Annotated in this window: 11 protein-coding genes and 1 pseudogene; 5 read left to right on the forward strand and 7 right to left on the reverse strand. The window is 31.5% G+C overall.

Annotated features, from left to right (window positions below; translation table 11 throughout):
• The first annotated feature begins 114 nt into the window (after positions 1-114).
• Positions 115-762 (forward strand): hypothetical protein, encoded by a 648-nt coding sequence (locus tag F1592_RS02450; RefSeq protein ID WP_053016602.1) that lies wholly within the window; start codon positions 115-117, stop codon positions 760-762.
• 123 nt (positions 763-885) lie between these two features.
• Here F1592_RS02450 and F1592_RS02455 read toward each other — a convergent pair whose 3' ends face one another.
• Positions 886-2,940 (reverse strand): DHA2 family efflux MFS transporter permease subunit, encoded by a 2,055-nt coding sequence (locus F1592_RS02455; protein ID WP_149809416.1) that lies wholly within the window; start codon positions 2,938-2,940, stop codon positions 886-888.
• A gap of 12 nt (positions 2,941-2,952) precedes the next feature.
• Positions 2,953-3,600, reverse strand: coding sequence for an HlyD family secretion protein (locus F1592_RS02460; RefSeq protein ID WP_011275030.1), 648 nt, complete (start codon positions 3,598-3,600; stop codon positions 2,953-2,955).
• 128 nt (positions 3,601-3,728) lie between these two features.
• Between F1592_RS02460 and F1592_RS02465 the strand changes: the two genes are divergently transcribed.
• Positions 3,729-4,280: a TetR/AcrR family transcriptional regulator gene (locus F1592_RS02465; RefSeq protein WP_149809415.1), complete on the forward strand. Its 552-nt coding sequence runs from the start codon at positions 3,729-3,731 to the stop codon at positions 4,278-4,280.
• Positions 4,281-4,393: 113 nt separating this feature from the next.
• Here F1592_RS02465 and tcaB read toward each other — a convergent pair whose 3' ends face one another.
• From tcaB to tcaR, 3 genes and pseudogenes are all read right to left on the reverse strand, one after another.
• Positions 4,394-5,602, reverse strand: a complete 1,209-nt coding sequence (gene tcaB, locus F1592_RS02470) for a putative multidrug effflux MFS transporter TcaB (protein WP_053016599.1) — start codon at positions 5,600-5,602, stop codon at positions 4,394-4,396.
• Positions 5,603-5,861: 259 nt separating this feature from the next.
• Positions 5,862-7,226 (reverse strand): membrane-associated protein TcaA, encoded by a 1,365-nt coding sequence (tcaA, locus tag F1592_RS02475; RefSeq protein ID WP_107609867.1) that lies wholly within the window; start codon positions 7,224-7,226, stop codon positions 5,862-5,864.
• A gap of 110 nt (positions 7,227-7,336) precedes the next feature.
• Positions 7,337-7,794: pseudogene (gene tcaR / locus F1592_RS02480) on the reverse strand (MarR family transcriptional regulator TcaR).
• Positions 7,795-7,956: 162 nt separating this feature from the next.
• Between tcaR and F1592_RS02485 the strand changes: the two are divergent.
• Positions 7,957-8,913, forward strand: coding sequence for a YdcF family protein (locus tag F1592_RS02485; RefSeq protein WP_053016597.1), 957 nt, complete (start codon positions 7,957-7,959; stop codon positions 8,911-8,913).
• Positions 8,914-9,032: 119 nt separating this feature from the next.
• On the opposite strand, the gene F1592_RS02490 is transcribed toward F1592_RS02485, so the two are convergent.
• Positions 9,033-9,698 carry an ABC transporter ATP-binding protein gene (locus F1592_RS02490; protein WP_053016596.1) on the reverse strand — a complete coding sequence of 222 codons (666 nt, stop codon included), beginning with the start codon at positions 9,696-9,698 and terminating at the stop codon, positions 9,033-9,035.
• A complete protein-coding gene (locus F1592_RS02495; RefSeq protein WP_107609868.1) occupies positions 9,698-10,753 on the reverse strand; it encodes an ABC transporter permease in 1,056 nt (351 codons plus the stop codon). The genes F1592_RS02490 and F1592_RS02495 overlap by 1 nt, the downstream gene beginning before the upstream one ends.
• Before the next feature lie 135 nt (positions 10,754-10,888).
• On the opposite strand from F1592_RS02495, the gene F1592_RS02500 reads away from it, so the two are divergent.
• The gene (locus F1592_RS02500) at positions 10,889-11,563 is read left to right on the forward strand and encodes a response regulator transcription factor (RefSeq protein ID WP_037535831.1); all 675 of its coding nucleotides are present in this window, start codon (positions 10,889-10,891) and stop codon (positions 11,561-11,563) included.
• Positions 11,556-12,926 (forward strand): sensor histidine kinase, encoded by a 1,371-nt coding sequence (locus tag F1592_RS02505; protein WP_053016594.1) that lies wholly within the window; start codon positions 11,556-11,558, stop codon positions 12,924-12,926. The genes F1592_RS02500 and F1592_RS02505 overlap by 8 nt, the downstream gene beginning before the upstream one ends.
• Positions 12,927-12,975: the final 49 nt, after the last annotated feature.

Here is a 12,975-nt window from a genome sequence, read left to right on the forward strand (position 1 = left end):
GTTCTAAAAAATCATGATTAAATATTTAATATAATATTGTTAATTGCATATTAAATTCAGTATAAATTAGTCAATCTTAGAAAACAAATGAATTATAGAAAAGGAGTTAGAAAAGTGTCAGAAAGAAAAACAACACAATATGATAATAGACCTCCTATTGATAATCACAACTATCTTCGTTCTAATCGTAACAACCGAAAAAGAAGATCTTGGGTGAGTTTAATTATCCAAATCATAATTTTCATATTAGTAGCTATTACGGGTTATAGTATGTACAAACAACCTATCTTTAATTTAGCATTTGCTAATCAACCCATTAGTTACGGTCAGATTAAAGATTTTCAGAATACGGTTACACAAATAGGTACACTTAATATTAATTTAAGCCAATTAGCTAATCTTGAAGATGTGGCCAATCGTCTCGTATTCGTTTTTAATACATTTTTCATTTTAACAATTGTAAGTTTAGTTATCACTATTTTGACTATTATCTTCAATCGAACTTTATTAAAGATTTTAAATTTTATTGTGATTTCAATATTATTAATCATGTCACTGTATTTTGGATATGCAATACAAGTAATTGGTCAACGAATTGCTGATAAACTACAAAGTTTCTCATTAAATGTTTCTGCTAATCAAATTATTAGTGAAGCGGATGCTATTCATAATGCACTTATTTTATTAGTATGTAGTCTAGCTTTATTAATTGTTAGTTTCTTTTTCAGAAATCGGAAAACGAACCATCCTAAAATCAAATAATATATTTTTTGCCATTGTAGACGCGATAATTTAGTCACAATGGCTTTTTTCTAATAAAAAAAGTATCGATCACACTTAAAGAAGTGTACCGATACTTTAAAAATAATGTCCCCCAACATCATTTTATTTAAATTTATTACTTTCTGCATGCATCATTCTTTCATGTTCTGCATCAGCGCCTTTTTTACCTTTTAAGAATAAACTTAAAATAAATGCTAAGACTGCTAATCCCGTCGCAATCCAGAATGCATCGTTAATGCCTTCGATATATGCAAGCTGATTTACGTATTTTAAGATAGCTTGTAATGCTTCAGATTGACCACCATATTGTGCCGCCATTTGACGGACGTGGTCTTGGATCACAGGATTTGTTTTATCTAATTCATCTGTAAACGCACCAACATGATTTGTTGTTTGCGTCGTCATAACAGTAACAAGAATCGCAGTACCAATTGAACCAGCTAATTGTCTCATCGTGTTTAGGAATGCATTACCATGAGAAATAAGTCTTGGTGGCAGTGCGTTAATGGCTGCTGTCATAAGTGGCATCATTACAAACGCCATACCGAATGATCGAATCACATATATACTCATTATATGAAGATATGATGTATCCATATTTAATTTAGTAAGTTCCCATGTTCCGTAAGCCATTACAGCTATACCAAACAATGCTAAAGGTTTTAAACCAATAGTATCAAGTAGCTTACCAGTGATTGGTCCTAATATACCCAGCACTAATGAACCAGGAAGTAATAACAGTCCTGAATCAAGTGCTGAGAAACCACGTAAATTTTGTAAGTAGATAGGTAATAAAATCATACCACCGAATAAACTCATCATAACAACCATGTTAATAATAGTTGTTAATGTAAATGTTGATGATTTCAACACTTCAAGATTTAACATTGGCGCTCTCATTGTTAATTCACGAATGACGAATGCAGTAATGAATATCGCACCAATTATGAACATCGTTACGATTTCAGCTGAACCCCAACCTTTATTACCGGCTTCACTAAATCCGTATAATAGTGCACCAAATCCAATCGTACTGTAAACGATACCTTGATAGTCGGCTCTTGGATTTGTTGTTCTTTGATATAATCTGAACCAGAAATAGCCAAATATCATTGCAGCAATTCCTAGGAAGAACATACCATAGAACATAACGTTCCAATGATAATTTTGAACGATGTAACCTGATAAAGTTGGTCCAATAGCTGGCGCCAATATCATTGCTATACCCATCGTTCCCATTGCAACGCCACGTTTTTCAGGTGGGAAGATTGTAACGATTACGTTAGAACCTAATGGCATTAATACACCAGCACCAATGGCTTGTAGTACACGTCCACCCATCATCATAGGGAAGTTATTAGAAAGTGCACAGACAAGTGAACCAATGGTGAATAATAAAAGTGCAATAATAAATAACTTACGATAAGAGTATTTATTAAATAAGAACGCACTTATTGGAATTAAAATACCATTTACTAACATGAATCCTGTCATCAACCATTGTCCAGTTGACGCAGAAATATTGAATTCTGTATTAATCTTAGGCAATGCAACGTTTAATAACGTTTGGTTTAAGATGGCTATAAACATACCAAACAACATTGCTGCTAAAATTTTATTTCTTGTAATCCCTTTTCCAAAAACAAAATCTTCTTTTTGTTTCTTAATACGTTCGTTTACACGTCCTTCTTGAGAATCAGGATTAATCGGTTCATAAATTGAATCCTTAGGTAGATGTTGATTATTTACATCATCATCTTGCTTGTCATCCTCAGTAGCATCATCAGCATAATGTAAGGAATGTGATGCTTGCTTTTGCTCAGGATGCATTTGCTCTGATACATGATCTTGCTGATCTTGTTCATTCTCGAAATGATTTTTTCGTTTATCATTTTCAATGTGTCTATCTTCAGAGTTCGAGTGACGCTGTTTATCATCGTCTCTTTGAGAATCTTGCGTGCGATTCAACGCTTTATCTCGGTCTAAGTCACTGATTTTAAATTTAGATGGATTACTTTGACTTTTAGATTCTTCATTTACGTGTTGTCCCCTAGCTTTGTTCTTACGCTTCTTACGTGATTTCAACACAAGAACGTTAACTAAACCAACTAAAATGACCGCTAAAACAATATATCCAACAATGAAGGTCGTTGTCATTCTATGACCTCCTTAGTCTTTATGAATTTTTACTTCAGCGTTCATTCCAGGAACAACATTTTTAGATGGTGCAGAATCTAAAGAAATTTTAACTGGTACTACTTGTGATACTTTAGTGTAGTTACCATCAGTGTTAGATGATGGCATTAATGAGAAGCTAGCTGCAGTTGCTTGGCCTACTTCTTCAACTTTACCGTCAACGTCAGAATCTTCACCGTCGATTGTTACGTCAACTTTGTCGCCTTTTTCTACACTGCTAACATCTTTTTCGTCAATATTTGCTGTAATATATAAATCATCTAAATTGTAAGCATAAGCAATTGGTGAACCTGCTTGTGCAACTGAACCTTCCATACCACTTGTTTTAACGATAGTTCCGTTTTGTGGCATTTTGATATCCATTGTTTGTGACTCACCGCTTTGGCTTTGACCACTCACTTCTGCTACTTTGTCACCTTTTTTAACTTTGTCCCCTTGTTTTACATCAAGAGATTTAATTTGACCTGAAGTTGGGCTAGAGATTTGAATTTGTTCTCCATCAACTTTGGCATTATCAGTTGTTACAAAGCTTGTAGCATTATGATATAAATAGAAACCTACAATACCAACTACAACTAGAACAACGATTGTGATGATATTAATTAACACCATTTTCTTCATTGAACATTTCCTCCTATTTGCTTTTCAAAATCACTTTTAATATTATAAAGACATATAAATAAAATTAACACCAACAATTATTAGTAAATTGTCGGCTAAATGAAGTACGAGATAAATCAGGTGACAAGATGAAGCAAAATGCTAAATATAAAATTATAAAAAGTTTAATTGATTTATTAGAAATTTATCCCTTCGAAAATATATCTATAAAGATGATTTGCGCAAATAGTAATGTAAATCGGTCAACTTTCTATGATCACTTTCAAGATAAATTTGACTTGCTATCAAAAATCCAAAATTATTATTTGAATAAATACGAACAATTACTCAACACATTCTCTTTTAATTTTGATAATATTAAAAAAAATCCTGAAAAAGTTTATAAATTCTTTCATATTATTCTAAAATATATCTATAGAAAAAAAGCGTTTTACCACGCTATTTTTATTTCTCATCCAAATAAAGAATTAGTTATGGAATATATTGATATTACGAAACAATATTACGCAAGAATTTTAGGAGAAAATAATACAACCATTCAAAACGTGCCTTTTTTTATAACTTATACAATGAGTGGTCAAATAGGTGTCATTTTAAATTGGTTAAGATTAGGGTGTCAAGAAAGCCCGGATGAAGTAGCAAGTGCATTACTAGCTAATACTTTAAAAGTTCAAAGATAGTTGCATTTAATCAATGAAGAAGCCATTAATTGAGTTAACTCGATTAATGGCTTCTTCACTTTGATACTGTATTTAATTGTTTTATAGTAGCATAGTAATTAATTTAATTTCTTTTATACTTTGTCATGCTTAAATACTTTAATGTTTAATAATTGTAAAATGATAAGTAAAATTGCTGTGAGACTAATAATAATGATATAAGGCATACTGTTATATTCACCTTTTAGATTTACAAGTGGTGTCACAAGGCCGCCTAATAAAGATTGTAATAATCCCAATAAACTTGATGCGCTCCCGCTTCCGGTTGTGCGTTCTTCCATTGCAATTGAAAATCCTAATGTCGCGACGCCTGTAACAGGTGCCACTAAAACGATAAAACCTATAACTAATAACGCAAAATGCCAATGATTTATTAATGTTAATGACACAATCACAACGCCAAAGATTTGGATAATTGTAAATGCACGTAGTAGTACTTGTGGGTGAAAATAGTCTACTAATTTCCCAGCAATCTGACTCGCAATAATAAGTGTGATTCCCACTCCTGCAAACATCCAACTAAAGTGTAATGGCGAAACACCATATATTTTTTGAACTAAAAATGGTGATGCAGAAATGTAACTAAATAACATGATGAATGTAACGCCTTGAATGAGCATTGGTAAGACAAATCGTGGTGTTGTGAGTAAACTTTTAAAGTTACTAAAAATCACATTCACTCCACTGCTATCACGATTTTCTATCGATAAAGATTCAGGAACTTTAAACAATGAACCTAACACCATTAATACACCAAATAGCGTTAAAATGACAAAAACCATTCGCCAAACAGCAAAACTCAAAATTAAGCCCCCTAAAGCTGGCGCAATCACAGGAGCTACACCATTAACTAGCATGAGCAGTGCTAAAAATTTAGTCAGTTCATTTCCACGATACATGTCACTAGCAATCGCTCTTGATATAACTGCTCCAGCGCCTCCAGTAAAGCCTTGAATAAATCTAAGAAATACCATAATCCAAATATTTTCAACGAAAACAATACCTAAACTTGCTAAAGCAAATATAATCATAGATATAACTAGTGGTTTCTTTCGCCCAATACTATCGGATATTGGACCTACAAATAGATTACCTAACCCTAAACCTATCATAAATAAAGATAAAGTTAGTTGTGCATTTGCAGTAGTCGTATTAAAATCATTTTTTAATTCTGGTAGCCCTGGCAAAAACATATCTATAGATAAAGCACCTATAGCAGTTAAAGCACCCAATATAATAATAAATAACGGTGAATTTTTCTTTTGCTTTTGCTCTATATCCATTATATTATCCCACCCTTTTAGGTTTCATATTTTTATGTATTGATTAAAATTTAATAAGTTGGAATAAAACATCCTTCAATATTACTCTAGCTTTCGAATTTTTAAACCACTTATTGAAATTTTAAGTTTGTGTTTCGTTCATTCTCTTATAAATGACTAGAACTGAGAAAAGCTTCATTTAATCACCTTCTCAGTTCAGTCTACAAATACTTATTTAGAATGAATGTTAAAGATACAATATCGATCGCTACTCATTCATTTATTTTGAATCAACTAATTGAATATTACCCGTATCACTATCTTCTCTTAATTCATAATTAGTGGTTTCATACTGCCCACTGCTATTTAAATGTTGCACTTTAGTATTAATCGTGTTGCCTTTTTGACTAGCACTTATAACTTGTGGATTAATAAAGGCAACTGATTGGTTTAAATTGTTTTTTATAGACTTATAGATACTCGATTTATCTTTTAAAAAAGTACTCACTAAATTGAAATCACTTTGTGAAATAGCTGAATTCAAAGTGAAAGAATAATTACTAAAGAAATTACTTAGCTTTGTTTTCAAACTATTTTCTTCCGCTTCTTTTTCCTCGATATAGTCACTAATCTCTTCATCATCAAACTCTAGTGTAGCACTATTAATATTACCTAAATCTCTTGCTTTGATTGTTTTTGTCTCTGCATGGAATGTTTTCCCTTTTGCCTTTCCTAGTGCAGAAACTGTAACATCTTTCGTTTGAGGATAAGGTCCATATTCTCTAGAACTGCTATATTTCATTTGTTTATCATTAATTTCAACTTTCAATGAGTCTTTGTCTAAATCACTTTTTCCTTTTAATTTGACTGTTAATAACGCTTCGTTGAAGTTTTCATTTACTTCAACTGTGTTACTCTTTCCATATCTAAAGTCAAATTTAAGTTGACCACTAAACTCTCCATATTCTGTTTCTTTTTTAGCATCAACAGAATATATACCTGGGATATAAGTACCTAGTGAAGTCGTCTTATTCGCATCAGCAATAACTGTTTTCTTTTTTCCACCATCTTTAAATTCATATTTCGTATCCAATTTAGGTTTCACAATTGCCTTCTTTGTCGGAGCAGTGTAACTCATATTATCGAATATTAATAATCGTGTACCATTTTTACTTACCCGTAAGTAGTTATTACCTGCACGCGTTTTTAAATTAATTGCCTCTTTAGAATCACTTTTATTGAGTGTTTCTACTGTAGATTTAATATCGCGCGCAAATTTCTTCATTCCAACTTCACTTCTAATATAGTCTATATATACACTTGCCTCATCTGAATCTATATGAGAATTTTTAGAGCTTAATAGCGTCGCTACTTTTTGTGAATCATTATTATCAATTGCATTAACTAAAATCTTTGTTTGTGCATCAGGTGAATTGTAATTTCTAACCAATACAAACACAATAATTAGTAAAACAATGATAAACGCAACGATAGCCCAAGGAATAAACTTTCTTATCCTAATATTAGATGTGTTGATTTGAGGGGAGTTTATTTGATTGTCTTTATTGTCTAATTTTTTCCCACAATTAGGACATTTGTTTAAGTTGCTATCAATTTTCTGTCCACATTTCGGACATGTTCTCATTTAGTCACCAACTTCCCCTCTATTAGAATATATTTATCGATTGATATTTTAATTTCAAATAAGAATATGATTTCTATTATATAATAATCATTCTAGACCTTCATACTAATTTAAACTTTTGAATTAAATTTTTTTACTCTCTCATCTATTATATATAATACACTTAAAGCTTTCTCAATATCTTTACTTGATAAATCAGCTACCATATCACTAACCTATCGCTAACAATTTTATTGTTTTCTTCAGTATATTTTCTACCTTTTTCCGTTAGAGCAACATATTTTAGTCGTTGATCAATATTGTTATTTGGCTTTTGTAATGCTACGAAGCCACTATCGATTAGTTTCTTGATACGTCGACTTACTGCTGCTTTATTAACACCTTGTTTTTCAGTTATTTCAGTAATTGATAATACTTGATGATGGCTTAGCAATCTTAGAACATTGGATTGTTCCATTGAAATACCATACTTGCTTTGCTGATCTTTTAATAACTTTGCAGTTAAAGTATTAGTATCATCAATGAATTGCTTCATAAATTCGATGTGGTTTCTTGAAATTATGCTCATTACTTTACTCCTTGTTAAATAGTAATCAATAGCGTTTTACATACTCTGTTAAATAATATCAATAAACAATTCTCTTGAAAACCTAATTACGCTATTAATAGTTGCTAATTGGTAAGTTGTTCGATTACATTTATATATATAAAGAAATTAGAGGTATTCATTATGATCGCAATTATCTTAGCTCTCATTGTGTTATTGACTGTACTAGGTGTATTATTCAACGTGAAATGGCTTCTGAATTTAAGATTGTTTATTACAACTATTATATTATGTATGTTGATTACTATTTTGAATCTATTAACAATGACACTCCCTACTACACTTATAATAATCATGATTATTACTATGGTTGGTTTACTAGTAAAGCACAACCATCTTTTCTCCTTACAAAAAGGTCAAGCTTTTTTAAATAAAATGATGAAATATCTCATATTAGGAGTGCTCTTTACATCGATTTTTGCATATATTAGCACTATGCCTATTCCTATAGTTAATGGTGTTTTCTTGTGGCTAACTATGATCGCTATAAGTACTTGTTATGCATTATTGCTTTACATGTCTTGGTCATCAGCTTTAGGTCGCATCTCAACTCATAAGCAGTACGACTTAATTATGGTATTAGGAGCTGGAATTTTCACAGAAAAAGTTACACCAATGTTAGCCGAAAGATTAAATCGTGCACTTAGTGTATATCAACATCAAACTGACAAATGTAAAATAATTGTTAGTGGTGGTCAAGGGCCAGATGAACCCATATCTGAAGCATTAGCGATGCAGCGTTATTTAATACAACATGGGGTCCCCCAATCTAGTATTATTATGGAATCTCAATCTACAAATACGTTTGAAAACTTCTATTATTCAAAAAAAGTCATACACAACCTATACTCAAATAGCCCCAATATACTTTGTGTTACGAGCCAATTTCATATCTTACGAGGAATGAAATTTGCGCATACGAATCGAATGAAAGTTGATGGTATAGGAAGTCACACCCCTTATCATTTCTTTGATGTCGCATTAGTGAGAGATTTCTTAGCACTAATGTATCAATATAAATTACTATTGACCATTTACTTTGCAGTTTTATTTTTTGCTTCTCTTTTCATTCTATTTTAAAAAAGCGGGAGTGGAACAGTATGTTTTGTTCCACTCCCGCAAAATGATTATAGCTGAGAGAAGTTTGATTATTGTGTGATTTAAATGACACAACTAATTAAACTTTCTAAGTTTATTTTTTATAACTCGATTTTACCATCTTCAATTTCAATCACTCTATCCGCATATTCAAATAATCTTTTATCATGCGTAATCATAATACCAATCATATTTTTAGTTTGAACATGTGCTTTAATCATTTGCACAACAGATGTAGCTCTATCTGCATCTAAACTGGCAGTTGGCTCATCTGCTAATATGATTTTAGGTTCATTCATAAAAGCTCTCATTATAGCAACGCGTTGTTTCTCTCCTCCAGATAACAAATGAGGATAAACATCTAAACGATGACTCAGACCTATCTCATTTAATAGTCTTTCTGCTTTATCTTTAGCCTCTTTACGCTTTATACCCGCTTCTTTAGCTACAATCATTAATTGTTCTCTAACTGTTAGATAAGGAACTAAATGAGATGATTGAAAAATAAAACCTATATCATTTAATCTTAGACTTGTTTTATCTACTTCATTTGACAATAAATGCTCACCATTATACAAAACATCTCCACGCGTCGGACTTAGTAATCCACCTAAAATATTAAGAAGTGTAGATTTACCTGATCCAGATGCGCCACTTAGTATGATGAATTCACCTTGATTCACATTAAAATTAATATTCTTTAATACTTCTGTTTGTGCATCTCCATTGCCAAATGTCTTAGTAATGTGTTTGAGTTGTAATGTCATTATTCCATACCTCCAATTGCTTCTATAGGATCTACTTTTAGAACTTTTATAAAGGATAATAATGCACCGATTAACCCTACAATTAGAAATACGACTATCATTAATAACACCTGACTATAACTTAGATAAAACGGCATAGTTACAGGCATAAAGGCATTTAATATAAGTATGACAGAAAATGCTAAAATAACACCTAACATTGTTGTTAAAATAATTTGTAATAAAAGTGCAGTTAATAAATGCTTCGTTTTAATACCTATGGCTTTAAGAATGCCTATTTGAGGTATTTTTTGAATCGTCATCACATAGAAGAACGCACTTAAAACAATTGCTGTAATCACGAATAGACTAATAATCATTAAATTAAGTGGCATTTGTTCTGCTTGATAACTAGCAATGTTATCAGTTAATGCCTTTTCATTTACAACCTTAATACCTTTAATTTGTTTAAGTGATTGTTTTTCATCTTTATTGATTTTGTCAACCGGATAAAATGTTGATACTTGTTTATTTAATGACTTAAACGCTTCTTTATTCATTAATATCATTGAACTATGTGAGTACATCGACTCATTCATTATGCCGCTTATTTTATAGTTATGATTATGTCCTTTAAAAGTTACAGAATCTCCAACTTTCAAGTCATTTCCAGTCAGTTTCTCACTAATAGCTATTTCATTCTGTTTTTTTGGATAATTACCACTTACAAGTTTTGGCTTAAGATGTTTAGGTGTATTTAACGTGATGACATCTTGATCTTGTTGGTTTATTTTAAGTGTTTGCGACCCCATTTGAGTTGCATTTTCATGAATAATATTCTCTATTTTATTTTGTTGTGATTGGTTCAACTGAGAACTTTCTAGCTTCGGTTCCTTATTATCTTCGACTATATAATGTTCAGCTGGCATATTATTTAAATATGATATGTTTTCTCGTGCTAAGCCTTGAGCTAATCCACTAATAAATAACACCATGCTTCCCAATAGAAATATAATTAACATGATTAATGTATAACGAAATCTGTAAAATTTTATTTCTTTCCATGCTAAATTCATATTTAGTACCTCCCACTGCTATTTCAATACATAGTTTAATGACACATTATGAACTGAATATGAACTTTAAGAAGAATTGTTTTTTGATATAGTTATTCATATAATCATTTTATGAATAACAAAGGAGTAAAACTGATGGTGAAGTGTTTAATAGTAGATGACGACTATAAGATATTACATTATGTATCTCAACATCTCGAAGCAGCCCAAATTCAAACCGTCACTCACGCAAGTGGTGAAAGTGCAATCGCGTACCTTGCAAATAATAAAGTCGACATTGCAGTTGTTGATATTATGATGACTGGCATGGATGGATTTGAGTTGTGTCAATTGCTTAAAAATGATTTTGATCTACCTGTCATAATGTTGACGGCAAGAGATGCTTTGAGTGATAAAGAACGTGCATTTGTAAGTGGGACAGACGATTACGTTACCAAGCCTTTTGAAGTAAAAGAATTGTTATTTAGAGTACAAGCTGTGTTAAGACGTTACCAAATTAATTCTCAAGACATTATAAAGTTAGGAAATGTTACTTTAATTCAAGCGTATATGGAATTATCTGTCGACTCTAAAAATGTCAATTTGCCTACAAAAGAGTTTCAATTATTATTTTTATTGTGTGGTCAACCAAAACATATTTTCACAAGAGACACACTAATTGAGCGAATTTGGGGATTCGATTATGAGGGAGATGAAAGAACTATAGACGTTCACATTAAGCGACTACGTCATCGTTTAAATCAATTAAATGCCACAATTGAGATACAAACAGTTCGTGGACAAGGATACAGGGTGATTACACATGTTTAAGACGCTTTATACACGTATTGCTATTTACACGATTACAGTCATTCTTTTTAGTGCTTTAGTCAGTTTTCTTTTTGCAAACGTGTACTATCATTTCAATTTAAAAGCACATAATGACGCAAAAATTATGCGTACTTTAGAAGAGGCAAGAGCATTCCATACATCTTCAAATCAATCTGACACTCAATCCTATTTTAAACATTTAGGAGATATGAACTATCAAATTATGATTGTAGATCACTCACATCATAAAACTTTTTTTGGTGAACCATTCCGAAAAGACACTATTTCAGATTCAGCTATTAACCAAGTACTAAAAGGTAAAGCCTACCATGGTATTAAAAATAAACCTTTCGAACTGTTTATAACTGGCTTTTTTGATAATGAAACGGATAATACTGTGGGTATCCCTTTTAACCAAAATAATCAAAAGCTTGCCGTATTTATGCGTCCTGACATAGGTGAAACATTTAGTGAGTTTCGCACTTTTCTAGCTGTTCTTTTAATATGTTTATTAAGTATATCTATCACGCTCGTTATTGCATCTACATATTCAATTATTAAACCTATAAAAATATTGAAGCAAGCAACTGAACGTTTAATGCATGGTGATTTTAATTCGCCAATCTATCAAAGTCGTCATGACGAAATTGGTACGTTACAATATCGATTTGAAGCGATGCGACAATCTTTAAAACAAGTAGATGATATGCGACAACACTTTGTTCAAAATGTTTCACATGAAATCAAGACGCCATTAACGCACATTCATCGTCTACTTAGTACGTTACAAAGCAATGTAAATCAAGGAGAGCGTGATCAGATTATTCATGAAATTCATGAAGAAGTTACGCATTTAAGTAATTTAACAAAAGAATTATTATTATTATCAGAACTAGATAACGCTACTCATCTAAAATTTGAAGATGATGTTCACTTTAAAGAATTAATAACTGACATCATTCGTCACGAGCAATATGAAATAGATAACAAACAATTAATGCTGATGTCTGATATAGATACGGTTCATTTCCGAGGAAATAATCGTTTATTACATCAAGCATGTTCTAATCTCATTCAAAATGCAATTAAGTATTCTAATCCCAATAGCATGATTGATGTGAAATTATTTATTAACGAAGGAATTATTTATTTTACCGTTACGAATGAAGGGCATACCATTCCAGAATCAGTGCAACCTCATCTATTCGATCGTTTTTATAAGCGTAATGCTGAGGATAATAGCAATGGATTAGGATTAGCAATAACTCAATCTATCATTCATTTACATCGTGGACAAATATCAGTAACTAGTAATGAATGTGACGGAACGACGTTTACAGTGACATTGCCTGAAACTAACTAATCAATTTAGTTAGATATTATTTTACAAAGCTAACCACTTACTTCAATAT

Source organism: Staphylococcus sp. GDX7P312P, from assembly GCF_008385775.1.
In the GTDB taxonomy this organism is placed as follows: domain Bacteria; phylum Bacillota; class Bacilli; order Staphylococcales; family Staphylococcaceae; genus Staphylococcus; species Staphylococcus haemolyticus.